Genomic DNA, 21,146 nt, shown 5'->3' with positions numbered 1-21,146 from the left:
CATAAATTGAACGATAGAAGAATTTGCTTTCTCGTAGGCTCGATGGCTATTAGCGGTGGCACTTACGTCATCATTCAACATGCCAGCTACCTGCGGAATCATGGATATGACGTAACGCTGGCGGTTCAGGAACCTTTTTCGGCGGCGACGCTTTCCTGGCATGACGAAGCGCCGAAGCTTCGTTGTCTGCCCATAGAAGAGGCCAAGCAAGAATCTTTCGACCTGGTTATCGCCACATGGTGGAAAACCGCTTTTGAGCTTGGCAATTTCGACGCCAGAAGGTATGCGTATTTCGTACAGTCGATCGAATCCAGGTTTTATCCTGAATCGGAAGGGCCATTGCGTGCTTTGGTTGACGCTACCTACCACTTCCCAATCGAATACGTGACTGAAGCTACGTGGATCCAGCATTATCTGAAAGACGATTTCAATCGGGATACCACTCTGGTACGCAACGGTGTTCGCAAGGATGTGTACTCACAAACGGGTGTCACAAGCGCTCCTCGCCCTATTGATGCGCAACCCAGAATTCTGGTAGAGGGACATTTTGGTGTCTCATTCAAAAATACGGCCTTGGGTGTTCGATTAGCCAGAGAAGCCGGCGCGAAAGACATCTGGGTACTGACGGGCTCCCCCATCAAGTGGCTTCCCGGAGTATCGCGGGTTTTTTCCCGGGTGCCCATGGTCAAGACTGCCGAAATTTATCGCTCTTGCGATATTTTGATCAAGCTCAGTACGGTTGAAGGAATGTTTGGTCCGCCGCTTGAGCTGTTTCACTGTGGCGGCACCGCCGTAGTCTTTGATGTTTCCGGACATGACGAATATATCGTTAATGGAAAAAATGCGGTCGTAGTCTCCACTGGTGACACTGACGGCGTTGTCAGTGTCCTAAAAAAACTCATATGCGACCGTACGGAGCTTTCACGGCTTCAGGAAGGGGCGCGCCAGACGGCCGAGATTTGGCCTTCCTGGCATGACTCTTCGGCTCTTTTCTGCGAATGGGTAGAGAAGAGTTTGGAAGGTCCGCTCATGGAAAAATCTGTTTTTACAGAGTTGACTGTAAAGGCGTTCAACGAGTATTCCGTTCAGGAAAAGCAGCGTCTCAATTCAAATCGTTGGGTCGTTCGCCGTCATAAACTCAGTGAACTTGCCGCCAAACTCCCCGCCTGGCTCAAGCTTCGGATAAAACAGATGGAAGCAGTGGGTGAAGTGATTTTTGGTGGGCGAGAAGTACGATGATCTACAAAATCAAGACGGTTGATGTCTGGGACACCTTGCTTAGAAGAGATTGCCACCCTGAATGCATCAAGCTGGCGACTGCCGCTCATGTATTCTTTGAGCTGTTTGGACACTTCAAACCGCTGTACACGGGCTACTGGGATATCTATCAGGCACGGGTGGATACAGAAGCCCGTCTTGCGCGGACGGCTCGAGAAGCAAACAAGGACGAAGAGTACGAAATCGTTCATGTGCTCAAGGAATGGCTGGAGACAATTCTGCTCTCTTCCTTCGATGAGAGTCTGCCCCAGCGCTTTGCCGACTATGAGCTTTCAGTAGAAGTGCGCCGTACTTTTCAGGATCCGGATATCGAAGAGTTTCTCAAGCAGCACTCTGCCGAAAGAACGATATTCCTGTCTGATTTCTACATGACCTCTGACATGCTCAAACACTTGCTCGAGCAGAAGGGGCTCAGTCATCTCTTTGAGGATGGCGTGAGTTCGTGTGACGTCGGCTTGAATAAACGTTCAGGAACACTGTTCAAGCATGTGCACGAGGTCTACGGGATCACTCCTCCCGAACATGTGCATGTAGGCGATCACCCATGGTCGGATGTAGAGTCCCCGGCACAACTGGGTGTTACCGGCATTTCATTCGTGCCGGACAAATCTCACGCGGCCAGGAAAGAGCGAGAGAGCCTTTTTGTTTCGCGTGAGGCGTTGTTCCAGCATCTACGACAGCTCAGTATCCAGACAGCGGAGTCGTCAATACTTACGCGGCAAAAGACCGAAGCGGCAGCGTTTCGTTTCGGAGTAGAGGCCGCTCCACTGTTCTTGGGCTTTGCCTTGTGGATTGCCGAGCAGGCAGTCGCTGAGTGTCTGGATCGAGTCTGCTTTCTTACCCGAGAAGGCGAGTTTTTTCGCCGTATATACGAAATTGTCTTTCCAGATCAGACGCTTTTTGGGCATCAATTGCCAGCACATGCGGAGCTTGAGGTCAGTCGACTTTCTACGTTCGTCGCTTCAATGGAAGAAGTCTCGAATGATGAGTTCAATCGTATTTGGCGCCTGAATCGCTCGCAAAAAGTTTCCGGGCTGTTTTCCACGCTTGGGCTGGAACACGCTGACTTTGCTGATCTTTTATCTGAACTTGGGTTAGAGGCCTCGGATGTTATTGAGCGCCCTGATGAAAACGAGTCATTAAGCAAGCTGATCCAGGCGCCGGCATTCACGACTGCCGTCAACGAAAAGATACTGGAACAACGTGAGCTATTGAATGAGTACCTTACAGAAAAAGGTATTTCACAGAACGACAAAGTCGGCCTAGTTGATATTGGCTGGCGCGGGACAATCCAGGATAATCTTGCGCGAATAAAGCCTGCTACACACTTTCACGGGATGTATCTTGGTCTGCGAAAGATGCTAAATCCCCAAGCGTCGAATGTTTCAAAGCGTGCCTACGGTGCTGATGAACGGATTGATGCTGATACAGGCAAGCTGTTTGAAGCGTTTGCTGTCCTTGAAATGCTGTGCACATCAAACATGGGCAGCACGGAGAAGTACGTAAGGTCGCAAGGCAAGGTTACTGCGTATCGCAACGTCTCAGCTGAGGAAAATAGTTCCCACAGTGAATTTTCCGTTCACTTCCAGGAGGGTGTCGCACTGGCTGCCCAAATATGGGGACCGTACCTGGAGCGTTATGTGGTGAGCTCCGCGGAACTGCGTGCATCGGCTGTGCATGTCTGGAAAAAACTCAGTGTCAATCCGGATGCTGACTTGGCAAAGATCTTCATTCATACACCTCAACACGACGTTTTTGGCTTCGGTGATATCTTCCAGAAGAATCAGGCTCCGGCACTATCTACGATCTTTCTTTCCCCATTCAGTAGCACTGCGCGTCGGCAGGTGATGGACTACATCCGTCGAGTTCAATGGACCTCCGGAATCAAGCACCTCAATGGAATTGGTCCCGTGCACAAGACCGTGCTTATTGCTCTCTTCACAGTGGCCAACGCGGTCAAACGTTATCGGATGAAGTCTCGTAAAAGATAGCTGCTTAAACTTGCCTACAGGGAGTAACCGGCAATCTCGCCCCTAAGGGTGAGATTGTTGGGTTGCGTGCAACAAGGCGTACCGGACGCCTACGTGACTGCGTCACGCACTGGAACGCTTGCCGCATACGCAGACAGTGGCCGACTACGAAGCAATACTATCTTCGAACTGCTCGCCAGAAATGCCACAGTAAAAAGCTGACTCATCTTAGGGTAGGTGGGCGTCGCGGATCGGATACGCTCGATGACGGGCTGAGTATCGGATGAATGCTACGGGCTGATAAACTTGTGCCCCCGTTCTGCTGTGAGCACTGCCCTCCTCCGAAAGGAAGTTGCCAAGCTCCAACTCTTAGCGAAACGACTCGGTTGAATAGAGAACAGTTAATGTCAGATAAACAAAAAATTCACGGTCTGGACTATGCACGTGCCATTTTCTCGATCTTCGTCGTGCTATGGCACTTCCACGCTGCCGGAACTTCGACCATTTTCAATTCGGCGACAAATTCTCCATATAGTCCAAGCGCCTCAGACATAATCAATTTCAACGTCTTTCTACAGGCAGTTCCTTTCTTTATTCTTGCCTCGTGCTACCTGTACGCGGAAACCGCCACATCGATTCGCTATCTTGGCCGTCGCGTCGTGAGAATCGGCACACTGATCGTGTTCTGGGCAGTGGCCTATCATCTTTTCTATGGAGGAGCAGATGGGTTGATCCAGGCTATTGGGAAGTTGAATGAGCGTCCGGTCTACCAAACCGTGACCGCGCTTGAGACATACTCATTCTTTGTTGGCCTTCTAATCTCCGTCGCGCTTTCTGCTCTCGCGGTTTACTGCAACTTAGCGATATTAATACTCTGGGTTGTGCTCGGTTCAGCGGCTGTCTGCTACTTTCAATGGCAGACCATCGTGCAAGGAACTATCTGGACTGGATCTTTCTGGAATCCTCTAAATTACGTAGCGTATCCGGCCGCCGCTGCGTTGGTCTATAGGCTTACTAAATCGCCCTCTGCACTAAAACTCCTCGGATGGGCCTCATTCATACTTTTTACAATATCCACCGCTCTGGAATGGAGATTCCTGGTTAATCCGTCGTTCTTTCCTGGCCAAGGATACAATCTGCCGGCTTATACGCGGCTCTCATCGATGCTCTTTGTCATCTTTGCGTTGGCTCTCTGTTTGAAGGTGTCTCGGCCAGCAGGCCCGATCGTTCAGTTCATGTCCAGAAACTCGCTCGGTCTGTACTGCATTCATCCATTTTTGTTGGCACCGCTGAACAGGTTGGATCTGCCGCTTTGGCTAAGGGCGGTAGCGGCAATCGCGGCAACGTATGCAATAGTTATCGTGCTCAGAAGGTTCTTCCTTAAGGAGGAAGTCTTGGCGTGACCGATGCCTGCACATTTGGAAGGGGATGCAGGGGCCAATCGATATTGAGTGGCCAGTCTGACTGTTCGGGTAGCTCGCGCGCGGTACCGCATCCAACCGTCCAGACCCCGACTGAGTCCTGGTAAGACTTCAGCCGAAAAACCTCGACGGACTTGTCAGACTCACGCCCTTTTGCGATGTGCGCACTGCTTTTTCTTCAGGTAAAAAAGTGCCGGTCACTGGGCAGGCGCCTGGGAGGATCCGCAGCAACTGCTGCGCAGTGATGGGCATGGTTGTCCCTAGGGAAACCTCCTAGAAAGAGGCACTGCTTTACGATCAGGTGATACCATGTATGCTTATAGAAACCGCAAGGGAATGGTCAAATACCGTGACTAAACATGTTCCATTTGGAGAAAGAAGCTTATGGGCCCTCCTCCTTTCGCTGCCGATTGCATATTTGTTTACTTCAATTCTTGCGCCTTACTTCGTAACGCTATTCTTTAACGGAATCTTGGTTGATGTAGAAATAAATGCCACGGGCAAAAAAAACGACTCATCACTTGGCGCAGAAGTATGGATGGAAAAACCAGTTTCCATTGGAAAAATACCAAGCGGCTGGGAGTCCAGAGGCGATAGACTTGTATCATATATCCCACCATACGGACCACTTAAGCTTTCCATCCCCTCGAACAGCCAAGGGATAACTTTTATAAAGCAGAACAGATCTGGATCAGTAAAAATAACTTACGGACCATCAAAAACAACGATTGATCTTTATAGCCCTACAGAAGTACCAACAAAACTGACAGGCTACGAATTCCTCACTGGATCAAGCCTTGCTTACAAAGCCCTAACACCATCAATTTTTATTGTTATATTAATAGCCGCATTCATCCCCATACTTACGGTGTTACGAAGGGATTCAGCGCTAGCCATTATTATTGATAGGCCTGCAGAATCAAAAAATACAAGGTATGAACCTAGACTTGACCATCTCAGATTCATAGCCGCCTCCATGGTAATTTTCTACCACTGCTTTACTGACAACTTTGGACTCGGCCATAGCACATACAACCCTTTACTCGGTCTGGTTGAGCAGGGTCATATGGGTGTCGGGCTCTTCATGGTACTTAGTGGCTATCTACTGACAAAGATCGCATCAGGAAAAGAGTTGAATTATTTTGACTTTATAAAAAATAGAGTCATAAGAATCTACCCTCTCTATATTTTTTGCGTATTGATAATGCTTTGCGGGTGGAGTTCCGAATACTCTTTTACTCAAGCACTGAGTATGTTTTTCCCATTTGTGAACGCATTGCAAGGTGTGCAGCTTCCAATGTTTGCACACCTATGGACCATAGCCGTCGAGTTTCAATTCTATCTGATTTTCCCATTCTTGGTATTGTTTCTAGATAGATCAGGCTCTCGCTTCATTATTGGAATGCTCGTCTTAACCATATTTTTCAAGTATCTGATGTGGTTCAAAATAGGTTCTGTAACAAACGTCGCATACATGACACTTCTGGGGCGAATAGATCAGTTTCTTATTGGAATGGCTGCTGCTTATCTTGCTAAAAAATACATCTCAAAAAATCAGATTTCTACAAGCTGGCTTGTAGCGGCGATAGCCGTATCGGCAAGTATTATCAGTATTTTCTGTGGCCATAAGGGTTTGATTGGCATGAATCAATCCTGGGGCATGGCATTTTGGCCGTCTATAGAGGCTGTGATGTGGGCAATATTAATTGTCAGTTACTCACACGCGCGCATCCGTATACCCGAGGCACTCGATGTTAGCCTTGCACGCCTAGGCCAACTCAGCTTCTCCATGTACTGTATGCATTACGTTGTTATCCCATTCACAAATTCTCACTTCGTAGATCTCGGAGCGGCTCGTGGTGGGGTTGCCGATATTCTAATGCAAACAGCCTTTTTAACTGTTCCAGCTATTATCATCTTTTCTATGCTGACCTATGGGGTTATTGAGAAGCCATTCTTCTCGCTCAGGAGTAAGTACGCGACAGGACTCAAGGTGGAAAAGGTTCGCCATCCTGAAAGCGTATCGTAGCGAGATTTAGAAAACCTCCCTCGAGGGGGAGGCAGCTGGAAAGTCTCGTAATCCACTGCGACGAAACGCGTGTACGAGCGACGAAAGAGCCAGATCGAGAGCCAACCAGCCAATCTTAGATGTGGGTGAAAACCGGCAAGGTTATCGCGGCTACCTGATGACCGATGATTACGCTGGCTATAACGCTTTGGGTGCGTAGCCTAGTGTCGAACGTGGACATGTGCACGGCGTAGAGGCGCAAAAATTACAACTTAAAGGCAAAACCGGGCGTGCCGATATCGCCCTGAATCTGATCAACAAGCTGTACGGTATCGAGCGAGATTAAAAAGAAGTCAGCAATAAGACAAGATTGCCTATCGGTATTGATGCAGTCGCAATCATGGCTGGAGAAAACCCAGCCACAAGTGACGGCACAAAATGCACAGGGCAAAGCCATCAGGTACCTGGCCAGCAACTGGATCAAGTTGGTGCGCTAACCTAAGCCGGTTATTTGCCGATCGACAACATTGTGGCAGAACGCACGATCAAGCCCTTTGTGATCGAGTGCAAAAACTGGCTGTTCAGCGATACGCCCAAAAGCTTGATAACCAGCGCTCAACTTTACAGCTTGGTCGATACGGCTAAAGCCAACTGCCAAGAACCCCATACGTAGCAGCGCCAAGCACTTGAGCGTCTGCCACAAGCCTCAAGCGTAGAGGACTTCGAGGCCTTGCCGCGGGTGGCGGCTGCACGCCGAAGATCTCAAGACAGCCGTAGATCCTCACCCTTAAATATGGGGTTCATGGAGTGCTTACCTACGAACGACTCGCGACGGCAATTCCTAACATGATTAGAGAAATGCCGACAAAATACTGCGTACTAAATCGCTCGCCGAACACAATATGACTGCCAATAGGCACCAAAACAAACGCCAACGCCATCACTGGATAGACGCGGCCTAATTCAATCTTTTGTAAGATCCAGACCCACGCTACGGATGTGATCGCATAAAGCAACATTGCGCTGAACAACGCCGCCAACGCACGAAATGTGAACAAAGTCCCGCTAGCCGCCAACGCAGCTGCACTGACCTTGAAAAGAATCTGGCCAATCGCCAGGCCCACAACGCAAAGTACCGCCCAAATATATAGCATGTCAGCCCTGTGGCACTTCTGGTTTCTCAACAATGGCATGAAACGCGACGAAAAGATTCAAATCCATTGAGGCCAATTTGCACGGCCACCATGACTCGCGTGCGTAGGGGAAATAGTGCCGCATTAACGCAACCAAGTTATTGCACGGATTAACATGTTCTCTAGCCATCACATAATCGTAGGCAATATTCTGTGCAATCGCACTCTTGCGCGGACCCAGTGTCCTGCCAAGTCGCCACGCTATGCCCGGATCTGTCGGAATCAATATCGACAATGTCCCACCCGGCTTCAAGACTCTACGCCATTCCTTGAGCGCAAGATGGGGATAATAGATATGCTCGAGTACATGGGTCGCAATAAGACGGTCGTAGCTATTATCTTCAGCATCTATTCTACTTCCCTGCTGCACAGAGAAAGTCAGACGTCCCTTATGGCGGGCCGAGGTCTTTCCAGACGCAACCTCCAGAGTTTTGGCGTCCATATCCGTTAGTACATACTCATCGAAATCATGCTGCACGAAAGCAAGATGCTCTCCCGTCCCCGCACCAATTTCCAATACCCTATTGAATTTCACGCTCTCGCCAAATGGACTTTCAGTCAACTTATGACTCGCTCGCATTACAAACGACTGCAATGGACTGCCATAGTTGCTATCGTCATAGACATCAGCAAACCGTGCTCGGTAATCGAGCCATTCTTTATCTTCATTCTGCAATTTTTTTCTCCAAACTTTTAGTCATCGCAACCTTCTTGTTACGATGAAATGGCCTATCTGGAACCGATCGGATATCCTGCCCTAGAAATGCAAGAACCAATTGCAAACCCACAATAAACGGCAATGCTGACAACATTACAGTTCCAGGCGAAGACTGCAAACCGGTATCGATGGACCGCACCCAACTATGAGTTCCGAATACAACCCCAAATAGCAGCATCGCGCAGCCAACGGGCAGCTCTATAGATGCCAAGGACATGTCCCGTAGGTAGTAATTATAAAAAATCCGCTTGAGGAAGTTTCTGACATGCTTAATCAGAAACTCCCCCACAACCGCAGAAATTTTTAAATTACTGACCTCATCACCATATTTTGCTTCCATCGGCACATCTACAACCACAGCACGCAGGGTGTTTAATCTGAACAACATGTCCGTCTCGAAGAAGTACCTTCGACTTATTTTTTTCATTGGAAGGTAGCGGACTACGTCTCGATGGATGGCGGTATAGCCATTCGTCGGATCAAAGAGGTTCCAATATCCAGACGACAGCTTTGCCATGAACGACAATACGGCATTCCCGAATAACCGCATTTTCGGCATCGCCTGAACTTTCTCTAGATCAAAAAAACGGTTCCCTTTAGTGTAGTCAGCCTCGCCATTTAATATAGGCTCGACAAAATCCGTGATCAATCCGGGGTCCATTTGCCCATCACCGTCGAGTTTGACAATGATGTCCATACCATCGGCGACCGCAGCCTCATAGCCGGTCATGACAGCACCGCCTACACCTTGATTGATTTCATGCCGCAAAACCCTCACACGAGAGTCGGAACAAAACTCTTCAACAAAAGAGCCAGTTTGTTCAGGGCAACAGTCATCAACAACATATATACGGCACACCTCATCGCCAATACCGCCGATCACATCAAGCACCTGCCCCCGCACCTTATAGCTTGGAATCACGACCGCAACATTATGATACATGCGCATTTAATAACTCATTCTTTTCAGCAGTACCGTTTCGACCGAAGGAAAGCCCCAAGGCCATAAAAAATACGAGAAGCGACATCACCACCGAAGGCCAAAGATACCGATAGTCCTGCGCTCCCATTAATAGAGTCAAACTCATCAGATTACATAATAAAGGAGCAAATAGTAACCACACCGCAGGTTGCGTTCTAATGGCAATGATACACATCGAAATCAAACCGATAAGCGTGTACAAAGCAGGCCGGGTATACACTGTACTTCGCTGAACAAAATTCTGATTCAGCTCATCTATCCGGCCTTTCAGGGCAGGCAGAAGCGAATGCGATTGCAATCCTAGTTCTCGCTGCTCCGGCATGCTGGTTATCTCAGCCGGCGAAATACTGAGCCATTCGTCGTCGCGACCACCAATTCGCCAGATTAGACCTGTCACGCAAGTCTGATGCTTTAAAAAGACCAGCGGGTAATTCCATATTGCTTTTAAAGCTAACGAATTCAGCTCGGAAGTGTGTTCACCTAAGAAACTCCATTCCTTGCGAAGCCGTGGGTGCCAAAATAGAGGCACAACCGACTCGCATTTATAATTCTCACGCCACTCTTGCGCTGGAAGCAATCTCTCGAGAAGTTGCCTGTCGCCTGAGTCCCATTCCACACCTGCAGTTTCCATTGAACCCAATATATGCATCGCAACGATGGCGCGATATTGTGGCAAAATAGGCGATACATTTAAAACTGTCAGTAGCAGGGTCTTTATCATCAAAAAAATCACGATTTGCGAAATCAACGCAATACCTACCCGCAGGCGTGCCTGACCTGTCTTCGCGAATAAAAACAAAGTTGCAAAAAATATAACACTTATTAATATGCCGTTATGGCGCATGGCAATAACAAGCACTCCCGCCATACCCATCAGAAATAGTGAATCAAGCTTCAGCGTCAACCCGCTGCGTACTTCACGCGCCGCCAAGGCACTAAGAAGGATCACACCTGCAGTAAACGGAACATCTTTCCATAAGGTTGTGACAATAAGAAAGGTTGCCGGAAAAAGAGGAAATAATAACGCCGCGAGAGCAATGACTCGTGGAGATGCGCCCCATGCCAAGCACTCTTTCAAGAAAAACCATGTAGCACTGGTAAATATCAATATTTGCAGGATGACCGCGGATTGCGGATACGGATATACATAGAACGCCAACTTGTACAGTAGAGTTGAAAGTATGGGATGTGAATCGTTGTACTGACCCGAAACAATCTGACCCCATTGATTTATCGAGTCCGGCGACATTTGACCTGGCCAATATGCAGCTAAAACCAAGCCATATACGGTCAAGCTAGATAATACAATCCACGCATGCATCCAGGCACTGCCCGATGTAGCGATTCTGGTTCGTGATACTGCTCGACGCCCGAGTACCAGCAGCAGTATGAAAAATGCGACGAATGCAATCCCAAATGGCTTAGCGGCAGAAATAGCATTTGCCCACAGATTTATCTGCATTGGCGCGATTTTGCTGAGATCGACCTCGATCATGCCTTGAGTTGGGGAATACAGATCGATGCGACGCCCTACCTGCCCATACTTGACTTCGACTATTCCAGAGTATTCACTCGTTGCAAATCTCAGGAATTTATCCGATTTAAGCGTTAATGCTGATTGCATGACAGCGGGTTGATTTCGAAACGAAACCAACGAATTGTACTTAGTCTCCCAACCGGGATCCTTGTGAACAATCTTTGCCTCTAGTCTTTCAGAGTCCGTCGCGCGTATCCAGACCTCTGTCGACTTTGCGTCCGGATTGTGTTCACCAGTGGCCACGATCGTCAGATCCATTGCCGCCTCCTCCTCAGAAAAAGAGATCGGTAACATAATGACGAAAAGAAGCGAAAAAAGAGCTGACATAATTCCAGCTTTTACTGCAGACAACACGAACAATTTGTTCATTCCTTTTGCGGGCTCATTGAGTCAGACCAATCAAATCAGCTTTCAGAGCTCTTATTCTTTGTGCGGACGCCGCGATGCCTTCCTCGCGGCTACCTGACCAACCAGTTTGATGTGTCAAAGCGGACGAATTTCCGATAAAGAGTAAAATAGGCAGCAGAAAACAGGGAAACTATCAGGACAGATTGATGCTGTCAAAACAGCACTGCTGAAAGAATCGAAAATAATGACAGCATCCACAAAAACGGTGATGTCATTGCACTACGCCTGCCCTGCGGCCTAACGGAAATCCCTCCCTGAAAAAGTACTCGTCAGGAGTAGAATTTTCTCCTGATCAGCTCAAGGGAGTTTTGTGTGACGACATTACGTTTATCGGACAGCTAAATCATAGCCCCCCTTGCGCAACCGAGACTGGAAACCCGGTACCTGAGGTGTACCGGATTTACCGCGAAACTGAGCTAAACCTGCGGATCAAACCGCGCAATCGCATCGCGCGGAAAACTCCCGAGCCACTGGCCGCTCCCGAGGTGATCAACTAATGCTGGTTGATGGCCTCCACGTATGACCAATTTGCCGAGCAACGCAGCTTTTGGATTGTCAATTTGACTGATGACTTCAACCGCGAAGCCAAGAGCATGAAGATTTATCTGCCGTTACCGGCCAAGCATGTGATGCGAGCACTGGACCAGGTGATTGAGTGACTTGGCAAATGGAGAGCCTTGCTACTGCTCAAGAATCAGCCTTTTCCTCCAACGCTCCTGCATTAAACAAACAGACTATAAAGATGAGCGGAGTGTACGCAAGTAATATTCCGAGCATTTCATTCAGCAATCCCAGCCCAACAAAAATCGAAATTGGCACCAACCAGACAAGATTAATGACGACAACTCCAAGTGTTACGGTTCGATGACTCTTGAAACGACGGGATGCATACTGATAGGCGTGGCTGCGATGCGCCTGAGAAACTTTGTCTCCACGCATCAAACGTCGCAGCAACGTCCAGGTAGCATCAACAATGAAAACTCCGAGCAGAATCAACCAACTCCAAAGCAACTCCGGCGCTGTCCAAGCCGCATGGAGCGCTAAACCACCGAGAATGAAGCCTAGAAATCCACTACCCGCATCTCCCATAAAGATACGCGCGGGAGGAAAATTCCAGCATAGAAACCCGGCCACCGCTCCAGCCAAAACGAACGGAACCCATATCAGATTGGCGTAACCACCCAGCCAATACAACCCACATGCCCCCAGACATACGCATATGGCCTCAGCGCTGGCCAAGCCATCAATCCCGTCCATAAAATTGTAGAGGTTCAGCATCCAGACAAGGTAAATCAGCGCGAGTACATTGCCGAACCAGCCCAAGTCAATCGCGGTACCAAAAAATGAAATGGATGCGAGGCCATTAAGCCAGTACAGCGCCCAGCCAGCTGCAATGAAATGCCCCAGCAGCCGCCATCTAGCAGCAATATGACCATGATCATCGGCGAAGCCTATAAGCGCGACCAAAATTCCCGCGCCCAGTAACCCTATAAGCAACGGCATACCAAGCAGACCCAAAGCAGCCAACACCGGCAGCGCCCCTGCAAATGCCACCACAATAGCCACCCCGCCTCCGCGAGGCGTAGGCACAGTATGGGAACTGCGCTCGTTTGGTATGTCCATCAAACTCTTGGCCAAGGCATAACGACGCAAGACATAGGTCAGCAACCAGGAACTTGCGAGCACAGCAGATAGCAACAACCAAAAAGTCATTTCGTCAATTTATCCAGATAATGGTCGGCGGTTTTGCGTAAAGCTTTATCCACACTTACCAAGGGACGCCAATTCAAAACATCACATGTTTTACTAATATCAACCTGCAACGAGCTGCACAAACGTTGAACAACTGCTTTTTTACCCAGGAGTGAAGCACTTAAACTCAATACAAAATCAGGTATCGGGAGCAACCATGCTTTCGTGCCTAAGGCGTGAGCCATGCGCCGAAGTAACAAAGTTGTAGATAGATCCTCACCATCACTAACCAGAAAGATATTATTCGCTGCCGCAGGATGATCGATACAGGTCACGATGAGATCCACAAGGTTATCAAGCGCCACCAGACTGCGTTGATTATTAATAGCCCCCAACGGTAAAGGTATGTTTTTATGCAGCCAACTCATCATGCTTAAAAAATTGGCCTTCACCCCCGGACCATACACAAGTGGTGGTCTGATAATAACAACTTCCATTCCTGTGCCCAGGCCAATCTGCTTCAAAGCATCTTCAGCTTCTTGTTTCGAGACTCCGTACGGATCTACAGGTGCTGGAGGATCGTCAGCCTTAAAAGAACTCCGTGGTGCGGTGCTTTCGCCATTAACCTTGATTGAGCTGATAAAAATGAATCGTTTCACCCCTGACTCGGCAGCTTTCTTGGCGAGCCTAACGGTTCCGTCCACATTTACTTTGCGAAACTCCGAAAGAGAGTCTGTTGAGGTTTCGTTCATCACATGCACTCGAGCCGCTGCATGGATCACTACTTGAACGTCATTCAGGGCCGGCAATGCAGCTGTGTCAGTAAGGTCGAATGGGACTACCCGACACAAACCAAGCAATCGTGTAACACCGCGCACGGCGGCAACCGGGGTGAATTTTTTATCGAGTAAAAGCCTGAAGACCAAAGCCTCACCAACGAATCCGCTCGCCCCCGTCACCAAAACTTGTGGGCCTTTCATTTAGTCCTCTTTCCAACAACTGCAGTGGTACAACAGATAAAAAAGAAGAACACTTTATCGCGAAACCGTCGCCGGCATATCCAGGCGCTAAAGGAAAGCTTCAATAACTGCCTGCGTCCTAATTCCAGCCAGGCGTCAACAAAAGGTTCTCTGCTCTGGCCCACCAATGAAGCAATCAATCGAACCTGAGTAAACCACCAGCCGTCATGAATCGTTTTATATCGGGCAATCAAAGGAGCCAATCCAGTATTAGCCCCTACTTGATTACTATCATGCTGGCGATACAGCATGGATGGAACCGGGTCGATGAACCATTTGAATTGGTGACTTCGGGCGAAGGCGTAACAGTACCAGTCATGCAAACTGACTTCCTGTATTCGCTGCCAATTGGCAAGCATGGAGTCCTTCAGCGAATCCGCCAATCTCTTGCTCAGCACGTAAGTACAACCCGGCCCAGCAGCCTCAAACAAAAAATCCCAGGCAACTTGCGGTTGCGCCTTGTCCAACAAATGTGTTTTACCGTCCGGCCAGAAGGCCGTTACATTACTTGAATACGCATCAAACTCACGTGTCAGCAAAGTATGGGTGGCCCGCTCGAGCTTGTCTGAGTGCCAAATGTCATCCTGATCAGAGAACGCGATGAAGTCATAACCCTCGAAATCGACATCACGGATGAGACGGAAGAAATTGCGTGCTGCGCCACCGAAATTGCCAACAGCCGGAAGCAAAACCACATCGCTGCGTTCAGCGAAGAAGCTAGCGCACCAGGCTTCGGTGCCGTCTGTCGAAGGATCAACACTTATATAGACGGTAACATCTACCGCTGACTGACTTAGGATCGAGGCAATCTGCTCTTCGATCCACCGCATTCCGTTGTACGCAGCCAGCAAAACTGCTACCTGTGGGTATTTTACTGGCATGCCAATCCTGCTTGCATTGGTTTAACACTTTAAATCGAAAGGAGGACACTCACAGGTCAGTGGAAACACTCGCCAACAGCCTCTGCAGGTACTGACCATAGCCAGTCTTCTTGAGACGCTCTGCCTGAGCACCCAATTGCTCTGGGGTGATCCAGCCATTGTTGTAAGCGATCTCTTCCAGGCAAGCCACTTTCAGTCCCTGACGCTGTTCGATAGTGCGCACGAAGTGACTGGCTTCAAGTAAAGATTCATGAGTACCGGTGTCGAGCCAAGCGAAACCGCGACCAAGAATTTCGACGCTCAGAGCATTCTGCTCAAGATAGGCGCGGTTGACGTCGGTAATTTCCAGCTCGCCGCGTTCGGACGGCTCGATGCTCTTGGCAATCTCAACGACCTTGTTGTCGTAGAAGTAAAGGCCCGTTACCACGTAGTTAGATTTTGGCTTCAGCGGTTTCTCTTCAATGCTCAGTGCATGACCGGCTTTGTCGAACTCAACAACACCGAAGCGTTCCGGATCGGAGACGTGGTAACCGAATACGGTCGCACCGTGCTCTTGATCGTTGGCAGAACGCAGGTTGTCCGAGAAGTGCTGACCATAGAAGATATTGTCACCGAGGATCAGACAGCAAGGATCCTCGCCGATGAACTCTTCGCCAATGATGAAGGCTTGCGCCAAACCATCCGGGCTAGGTTGTTCGGCGTAGGTAAGCTTGATGCCATACAGGCTTCCATCACCCAGCAATTTCCGGAAACTAGGCAAATCCTCCGGGGTGGAGATGATCAGGATTTCGCGCATGCCCGCGAGCATCAGCACCGACAGCGGATAAAAGATCATCGGCTTGTCGTAGATCGGCAGCATCTGTTTGGACACGCCGAGGGTCAACGGATGCAGGCGTGTACCCGAACCACCAGCGAGGATGATGCCTTTACGATTTGCCGTGGTCATTTATTCAGAATCTCCCTAAGCATTCGGGTTACGCCACTTTGCCAATCCGGCAAGTGCAGAGAAAAATTGTCACGCAGCTTCTGAGTATTCAAACGCGAATTCAGAGGGCGGCGCGCAGGTGTTGGATAAGCCGTCGTTTCAATCGGATTGATCGCCGTTACGGCAAGCTGCTCGCCATTGTCTTGGGCGAAGCCGATCACATGGCTAGCATAGCCGTGCCACGACACTTCGCCACTGGCCGCCAAGTGATACAAGCCCGACAACTCGGGACGGTGCAGAACTTGTTGAATGGCCAACGCGGTCACGTCGGCAATCAGGTCTGCCCCCGTCGGAGCTCCGATCTGGTCGGCGATGACGCTCAAGGTTTCGCGATCCTTGGCCAAACGCAGCATGGTCTTGGCGAAGTTGTTGCCGCGAGCGCCATACACCCAGCAGGTGCGGAAAATCAGATGCTTGCAGCCCGACGCGGTAATCGCCTGTTCGCCGGCCAGTTTACTGGCGCCGTAGTGATTCACCGGGGCGACTGCATCTGACTCTTGCCACGGCGCAGAACCCTGGCCGCTGAAGACGTAGTCAGTCGAGTAGTGAATCAGCCAGGCCCCCAGAGTCGCGGCCTCTTCGGCCATGACTTGGCTTGCCTGACCGTTCACACGGTCGGCCAACTCGGTCTCGGACTCGGCTTTATCGACGGCAGTGTAGGCCGCAGCGTTGACGATGACGTCGGGCTTGACCTGACGGATCGTTGCGCGCAAGGCATCGAGATCGGACAGATCTCCGCACAAGCCATCAACAGCATGACGGTCCAGGGCGATTAACTCACCCAGCGGCGCGAGGGAGCGCTGCAGCTCCCAGCCTACCTGGCCGTTTTTTCCGAGCAGGAGGATTTTCATGCGTTGCTCGAACGATCTGCGTAGTTCTGGTCGATCCACTGCTGGTAGCTACCGCTCTTTACGTGAGCGACCCATTCAGTGTTGTTGAGGTACCACTCGACCGTTTTGCGGATGCCGGTTTCAAAGGTTTCTTCCGGCGTCCAACCCAGTTCACGCTGGATTTTGCTGGCGTCGATTGCGTAACGCTGGTCATGGCCCGGGCGATCCTGAACGTAGGTGATCAGGCTGGCATGTGGGCGGTGAGCAGAATCGGGACGCAGTTCATCGAGCAGTGCGCACAGGGTATGCACCACTTCGATGTTTTGCTTTTCGTTATGGCCACCGATGTTGTACGTCTCGCCGATAACGCCTTCGGTCACGACTTTGTACAGTGCGCGGGCGTGGTCTTCGACGTAGAGCCAATCACGGACCTGGTTGCCTTTGCCGTAGACCGGCAGCGGCTTGCCTTCCAGTGCATTGAGGATGATCAGCGGGATCAACTTCTCAGGGAAATGGCATGGGCCGTAGTTATTCGAGCAGTTGGTGACCAGGGTCGGCAAACCGTAAGTTCGGCTCCAGGCGCGAACCAGGTGATCGGAACTGGCCTTGCTGGCGGAGTAAGGCGAGCTTGGCTGATACGGCGTGGTTTCGGTGAAGAGGTCTTCCGGACCTTCGAGGTCTCCGTAAACTTCGTCAGTCGAAATATGGTGAAAGCGGAACTTGGCTTTACGCGCATCATCCAGCGCAGCCCAATAGTGGCGCGCAGCTTCCAACAGGGTGTAAGTGCCGATGATGTTGGTCTGGATGAACTCAGACGGACCAGAGATCGAGCGGTCAACGTGGGACTCTGCGGCCAGGTGCATTATCGCATCCGGCTGGTGTTCACGCAGAACACGGTCGACTTGATCACGATCGCAGATGTCGACGCGCTCGAACACGTAACGCGAGTTCTGGCTAACTTCGGCCAACGACTCAAGGTTACCGGCGTAAGTAAGCTTATCGACGTTAACGACAGAGTCGGTAGTGCTGGAGATGATATGTCGAATGACTGCCGAACCGATAAATCCCGCGCCGCCGGTTACTAGAATTTTCACGCGAAGCCATACCCTTGAGTTACTGACAGGGCCGCCAAACGAGCACTGCCTAATCCATGAATTCCAAAGCCATCAAGTCAGCTGAGGCTTCTGACAGAGTCATTCTGTACCGATGTGGGAATATGCCACTATCGGACAAGCGGAGCATTTTACAGCTTAATGACGGTTTTACTAATGGATATAGACAAGCTGAGGCTTAAGCTCAATCGCCTCACTGCCTATATCGTAATCAGACAAGGCGCTTGCGTGAAACTCTGGAGGTACGCCCCAGAAACCAGCCAAGAATCGGCCCGATCACCATCCCGATCAGCAGCGCTACAACCATGACCAGCGATACCGGTAGTTGCGGCCCCGCCCAACCCAGGAACAGCAGGGAAACCGATTGCTGATTCTCGAGAACGAACGCCAGGATCGCCAAAATCAGCAACAGGACGAATACGGCGAGCAGTACGCGCTTGAGGTTACGCATGAGCGGTTCCTTTAATAACGGAGGCCGTCAAAGCATCTCCTCCTCGTCCTCGTTCACACGATCGCGCAATTCTTTGCCGGGCTTGAAATGCGGCACGAACTTGCCGTCGAGGCTGACGGACTGACCGGTTTTTGGATTGCGGCCTACGCGCGGCGCGCGGTAGTGCAAGGAGAAGCTGCCAAATCCACGGATCTCGATGCGATCACCGGTGGCCAGACATTGAGACATTTGTTCGAGCATGGTCTTGATGGCCAGCTCCACATCCTTGGATGAGAGCAGCCCTTGATGGGTGACAATTCGTTCGATCAACTCCGACTTCGTCATATTTTTCCCTTCTTTTTCAAGCAGCTAGATCAGCGCTTCAAAGGTTTTAGCACGCCCGGATGAATTTGAACAGCCCGAGTTTTGACATACCTCACCAGCAATGAGATGACCTATTCCAGAGTAACGAATCGAATCACTGATCACACACTCATCTACAGATCACGAGCATGGTGCGCGTCAGGTAGCCCGCTGGATTAAAGCCAAAGGGGTACTCATCCTCGTCCTTGGCATCATCGGACCTGGCTACAACTTTGTAGCCCGCTTTGCACTCCTTGTTCGCTCGCTTGCGACATTTCTCCCATCCCGACCCCAGCCCCGAACAATCGATCTCGATGCCACTGACCCCACGCACCGCGTGAGTTTTGGCATTAGTGGTACAGCCTGCCAGTGTCAGCAATGCTATTACGACAATGAGTTTGTTCATTCACTTCCTTAGGCCGGATGCGCCGCCCGACGGTCGCTCGCTACAAACTAAAGACTAGCTGCAAATAAACGATTGATCCGATTAAAGAAAGAGACAACATGCCGGGACGATTGGTTTCACGGCAAACAATCGCAGCGCCGCGAAACTATCAGAATCACCAAATTCCAGGCACAAAAAAGGGCGACCGAAGTCGCCCTTTTTCTATGGTCTGACAGAACTTAGTTCTGTTTTTCCATTTGTGCACGCAACAGGTCGCCCAGAGTGGTAGGACCAGCAGCGATGTCAGCAGCAGGCTTGTCTTTCAAGCTCTGGATTGCTTCTTTCTCTTCTGCATCGTCTTTCGACTTGATGGAGAGCTGGATTACGCGGCTCTTGCGGTCAACGCTGATGATCTTGGCTTCTACTTCCTGGCCTTCTTTCAGAACGTTGCGCGCGTCTTCAACGCGGTCACGGCTGATTTCGGAGGCTTTCAGAGTCGCTTCGATATCGTCGGCCAGAGTGATGATGGCGCCTTTAGCGTCAACTTCTTTCACGATGCCTTTAACGATTGCGCCTTTGTCGTTCTCTTGAACGTACTCGGAGAACGGATCGCTTTCCAGTTGCTTGATACCCAGGGAGATACGCTCGCGCTCTGGGTCAACCGACAGGATAACGGTGTCCAGCTCGTCGCCCTTCTTGAAGCGGCGAACGGCTTCTTCGCCCACTTCGTTCCAGGAGATGTCGGACAGGTGAACCAGACCGTCGATGCCGCCGTCCAGACCAATGAAGATACCGAAATCGGTGATCGACTTGATGGTGCCGGAGATTTTATCGCCCTTGTTGAACTGGCCAGAGAAATCTTCCCATGGGTTAGATTTGCACTGCTTGATGCCGAGGGAGATACGACGACGCTCTTCGTCGATGTCCAGAACCATAACTTCCACTTCGTCGCCGACTTGTACGACTTTCGAAGGGTGGATGTTCTTGTTGGTCCAGTCCATTTCGGAAACGTGTACCAGGCCTTCAACGCCTTCTTCCAGCTCAGCGAAGCAGCCGTAGTCGGTCAGGTTGGTTACACGAGCGGTAACGCGAGTGCTTTCTGGGTAACGGGCTTTGATAGCAACCCATGGATCTTCGCCCAGTTGCTTGAGGCCCAGGGAAACACGATTGCGTTCGCGATCGTACTTCAGAACCTTGACATCGATCTCGTCGCCAACGTTGACGATTTCGGAAGGATGCTTGATACGCTTCCAAGCCATGTCGGTAATGTGCAGCAGGCCATCGACGCCACCCAGATCGACGAATGCGCCGTAATCGGTGAGGTTTTTGACGATACCTTTGACTTGTTGACCTTCCTGCAGGGATTCCAGCAGAGCTTCACGCTCAGCGGAGTTCTCGGCTTCGAGGACGCTACGACGGGAAACGACAACGTTGTTGCGTTTCTGGTCAAGCTTGATGACCTTGAATTCCAGCTCTTTGCCTTCCAGGTGCGTGGTGTCGCGCACAGGACGGACGTCAACCAGAGAACCTGGCAGGAACGCACGGATGCCGTTAACGTCGACAGTGAAGCCGCCTTTAACCTTACCGTTGATAACGCCCTTGACCACTTCTTCGGCTGCGAAGGCTGCTTCCAGAACAATCCAGCATTCAGCGCGCTTGGCTTTTTCACGGGACAGCTTGGTTTCACCAAAGCCGTCTTCAACCGAGTCCAGAGCAACGTGAACTTCGTCACCGACGTTGATAGTCAGTTCGCCAGCATCGTTGTAGAACTGCTCAAGCGGGATGAGTGCTTCAGACTTCAGGCCAGCGTGAACGGTTACCCAGCGAGCTTGGTAATCGATATCAACGATAACACCGGTGATGATGGAGCCTGCCTGAAGGTTCAGGGTTTTTAGGCTTTCTTCAAAGAGTTCCGCAAAGCTTTCGCTCATTTT

At 50.4% G+C, this 21,146-nt stretch carries 19 protein-coding genes and 1 pseudogene; 5 read left to right on the top strand and 15 right to left on the bottom strand.

Going from position 1 to position 21,146, the window contains the following annotated elements:
- Window positions 1-6: 6 nt before the first annotated feature.
- From ASC74_RS22205 to ASC74_RS22195, 3 genes are all read left to right on the top strand, one after another.
- Window positions 7-1,239, top strand: a complete 1,233-nt coding sequence (locus ASC74_RS22205; RefSeq protein WP_236713326.1) for a glycosyltransferase — start codon at window positions 7-9, stop codon at window positions 1,237-1,239.
- Window positions 1,236-3,269 (top strand): HAD family hydrolase, encoded by a 2,034-nt coding sequence (locus tag ASC74_RS22200; protein WP_056744108.1) that lies wholly within the window; start codon window positions 1,236-1,238, stop codon window positions 3,267-3,269. Before ASC74_RS22205 ends, ASC74_RS22200 begins: the two co-directional genes overlap by 4 nt.
- A 383-nt stretch (window positions 3,270-3,652) precedes the next feature.
- The gene (locus ASC74_RS22195; RefSeq protein ID WP_056744107.1) at window positions 3,653-4,651 is read left to right on the top strand and encodes an acyltransferase family protein; all 999 of its coding nucleotides are present in this window, start codon (window positions 3,653-3,655) and stop codon (window positions 4,649-4,651) included.
- Here ASC74_RS22195 and ASC74_RS32740 read toward each other — a convergent pair.
- A complete protein-coding gene (locus ASC74_RS32740; RefSeq protein WP_442965800.1) occupies window positions 4,629-4,784 on the bottom strand; it encodes a hypothetical protein in 156 nt (51 codons plus the stop codon). The genes ASC74_RS22195 and ASC74_RS32740 overlap by 23 nt on opposite strands.
- Before the next feature lie 198 nt (window positions 4,785-4,982).
- Between ASC74_RS32740 and ASC74_RS31305 the strand changes: the two genes are divergently transcribed.
- Window positions 4,983-6,698 (top strand): acyltransferase family protein, encoded by a 1,716-nt coding sequence (locus tag ASC74_RS31305; RefSeq protein WP_082555871.1) that lies wholly within the window; start codon window positions 4,983-4,985, stop codon window positions 6,696-6,698.
- Window positions 6,699-6,721: 23 nt separating this feature from the next.
- Window positions 6,722-7,527, top strand: a pseudogene (locus tag ASC74_RS31300) (IS66 family transposase); the annotation flags it as partial.
- On the opposite strand, the gene ASC74_RS22185 reads toward ASC74_RS31300, so the two are convergent.
- The 14 genes from ASC74_RS22185 to rpsA all read right to left on the bottom strand — a co-directional run bounded on the left by ASC74_RS22185 (window position 7,493) and on the right by rpsA (window position 21,143).
- The gene (locus tag ASC74_RS22185) at window positions 7,493-7,831 is read right to left on the bottom strand and encodes an EamA family transporter (protein ID WP_056744104.1); all 339 of its coding nucleotides are present in this window, start codon (window positions 7,829-7,831) and stop codon (window positions 7,493-7,495) included. The pseudogene ASC74_RS31300 and the gene ASC74_RS22185 overlap by 35 nt on opposite strands.
- 1 nt (window position 7,832) lies before the next feature.
- Window positions 7,833-8,546 carry a class I SAM-dependent methyltransferase gene (locus tag ASC74_RS22180; protein ID WP_056744102.1) on the bottom strand — a complete coding sequence of 238 codons (714 nt, stop codon included), beginning with the start codon at window positions 8,544-8,546 and terminating at the stop codon, window positions 7,833-7,835.
- Entirely contained in the window at window positions 8,536-9,537 is a 1,002-nt protein-coding gene (locus tag ASC74_RS22175; RefSeq protein WP_056744099.1) for a glycosyltransferase family 2 protein, read from the bottom strand. The genes ASC74_RS22180 and ASC74_RS22175 overlap by 11 nt, the downstream gene beginning before the upstream one ends.
- Window positions 9,521-11,476: a hypothetical protein gene (locus ASC74_RS22170; protein ID WP_056744097.1), complete on the bottom strand. Its 1,956-nt coding sequence runs from the start codon at window positions 11,474-11,476 to the stop codon at window positions 9,521-9,523. Before ASC74_RS22170 ends, ASC74_RS22175 begins: the two co-directional genes overlap by 17 nt.
- Before the next feature lie 726 nt (window positions 11,477-12,202).
- On the bottom strand, window positions 12,203-13,228 hold the full coding sequence (locus ASC74_RS22165) for an MraY family glycosyltransferase (protein ID WP_056744095.1): 1,026 nt from the start codon (window positions 13,226-13,228) through the stop codon (window positions 12,203-12,205).
- Window positions 13,225-14,187 (bottom strand): UDP-glucose 4-epimerase family protein, encoded by a 963-nt coding sequence (locus ASC74_RS22160; RefSeq protein ID WP_056744093.1) that lies wholly within the window; start codon window positions 14,185-14,187, stop codon window positions 13,225-13,227. Before ASC74_RS22160 ends, ASC74_RS22165 begins: the two co-directional genes overlap by 4 nt.
- Entirely contained in the window at window positions 14,184-15,107 is a 924-nt protein-coding gene (locus tag ASC74_RS22155) for a glycosyltransferase (RefSeq protein ID WP_056744091.1), read from the bottom strand. The genes ASC74_RS22160 and ASC74_RS22155 overlap by 4 nt, the downstream gene beginning before the upstream one ends.
- Before the next feature lie 49 nt (window positions 15,108-15,156).
- Window positions 15,157-16,053, bottom strand: a complete 897-nt coding sequence (rfbA, locus tag ASC74_RS22150; RefSeq protein WP_056744089.1) for a glucose-1-phosphate thymidylyltransferase RfbA — start codon at window positions 16,051-16,053, stop codon at window positions 15,157-15,159.
- Window positions 16,050-16,943 carry a dTDP-4-dehydrorhamnose reductase gene (rfbD, locus tag ASC74_RS22145; protein ID WP_056744086.1) on the bottom strand — a complete coding sequence of 298 codons (894 nt, stop codon included), beginning with the start codon at window positions 16,941-16,943 and terminating at the stop codon, window positions 16,050-16,052. The genes rfbA and rfbD overlap by 4 nt, the downstream gene beginning before the upstream one ends.
- Window positions 16,940-18,016, bottom strand: a complete 1,077-nt coding sequence (gene rfbB / locus ASC74_RS22140; RefSeq protein WP_056744085.1) for a dTDP-glucose 4,6-dehydratase — start codon at window positions 18,014-18,016, stop codon at window positions 16,940-16,942. Before rfbB ends, rfbD begins: the two co-directional genes overlap by 4 nt.
- A 229-nt stretch (window positions 18,017-18,245) precedes the next feature.
- Entirely contained in the window at window positions 18,246-18,485 is a 240-nt protein-coding gene (locus ASC74_RS22135; RefSeq protein ID WP_056744083.1) for a LapA family protein, read from the bottom strand.
- 27 nt (window positions 18,486-18,512) lie between these two features.
- On the bottom strand, window positions 18,513-18,809 hold the full coding sequence (gene ihfB / locus ASC74_RS22130; protein ID WP_008148724.1) for an integration host factor subunit beta: 297 nt from the start codon (window positions 18,807-18,809) through the stop codon (window positions 18,513-18,515).
- 148 nt (window positions 18,810-18,957) lie between these two features.
- Window positions 18,958-19,233, bottom strand: a complete 276-nt coding sequence (locus tag ASC74_RS22125; RefSeq protein ID WP_056744081.1) for a hypothetical protein — start codon at window positions 19,231-19,233, stop codon at window positions 18,958-18,960.
- Window positions 19,234-19,451: 218 nt separating this feature from the next.
- Window positions 19,452-21,143 carry a 30S ribosomal protein S1 gene (gene rpsA, locus ASC74_RS22120; protein WP_033055812.1) on the bottom strand — a complete coding sequence of 564 codons (1,692 nt, stop codon included), beginning with the start codon at window positions 21,141-21,143 and terminating at the stop codon, window positions 19,452-19,454.
- Window positions 21,144-21,146 lie beyond the last annotated feature (3 nt).

Source organism: Pseudomonas sp. Root329 (genome assembly GCF_001424925.1).
Classification (GTDB): Bacteria; Pseudomonadota; Gammaproteobacteria; order Pseudomonadales; family Pseudomonadaceae; genus Aquipseudomonas; species Aquipseudomonas arabinosi.
The sequence above is the reverse complement of the archived record's forward strand: the minus strand, read 5'-3'. Positions and strand labels throughout refer to the sequence as shown.

Bases quoted from the DNA above. Each gene is read 5' to 3' on its own strand.
- ASC74_RS22125 (WP_056744081.1), bottom strand. From the start codon at position 19,233: ATGAACAAACTCATTGTCGTAATAGCATTGCTGACACTGGCAGGCTGT.
- ASC74_RS31305 (WP_082555871.1), top strand. From the start codon at position 4,983: ATGCTTATAGAAACCGCAAGGGAATGGTCAAATACCGTGACTAAACAT.
- ASC74_RS22195 (WP_056744107.1), top strand. From the start codon at position 3,653: ATGTCAGATAAACAAAAAATTCACGGTCTGGACTATGCACGTGCCATT.
- ASC74_RS22160 (WP_056744093.1), bottom strand. From the start codon at position 14,187: ATGAAAGGCCCACAAGTTTTGGTGACGGGGGCGAGCGGATTCGTTGGT.
- ASC74_RS22155 (WP_056744091.1), bottom strand. From the start codon at position 15,107: ATGCCAGTAAAATACCCACAGGTAGCAGTTTTGCTGGCTGCGTACAAC.
- ASC74_RS22135 (WP_056744083.1), bottom strand. From the start codon at position 18,485: ATGCGTAACCTCAAGCGCGTACTGCTCGCCGTATTCGTCCTGTTGCTG.
- ASC74_RS22175 (WP_056744099.1), bottom strand. From the start codon at position 9,537: ATGCGCATGTATCATAATGTTGCGGTCGTGATTCCAAGCTATAAGGTG.
- ASC74_RS22185 (WP_056744104.1), bottom strand. From the start codon at position 7,831: ATGCTATATATTTGGGCGGTACTTTGCGTTGTGGGCCTGGCGATTGGC.
- ihfB (WP_008148724.1), bottom strand. From the start codon at position 18,809: ATGACGAAGTCGGAGTTGATCGAACGAATTGTCACCCATCAAGGGCTG.
- rpsA (WP_033055812.1), bottom strand. From the start codon at position 21,143: ATGAGCGAAAGCTTTGCGGAACTCTTTGAAGAAAGCCTAAAAACCCTG.
- ASC74_RS22200 (WP_056744108.1), top strand. From the start codon at position 1,236: ATGATCTACAAAATCAAGACGGTTGATGTCTGGGACACCTTGCTTAGA.
- rfbA (WP_056744089.1), bottom strand. From the start codon at position 16,053: ATGACCACGGCAAATCGTAAAGGCATCATCCTCGCTGGTGGTTCGGGT.
- ASC74_RS22170 (WP_056744097.1), bottom strand. From the start codon at position 11,476: ATGAACAAATTGTTCGTGTTGTCTGCAGTAAAAGCTGGAATTATGTCA.
- ASC74_RS22165 (WP_056744095.1), bottom strand. From the start codon at position 13,228: ATGACTTTTTGGTTGTTGCTATCTGCTGTGCTCGCAAGTTCCTGGTTG.
- rfbD (WP_056744086.1), bottom strand. From the start codon at position 16,943: ATGAAAATCCTCCTGCTCGGAAAAAACGGCCAGGTAGGCTGGGAGCTG.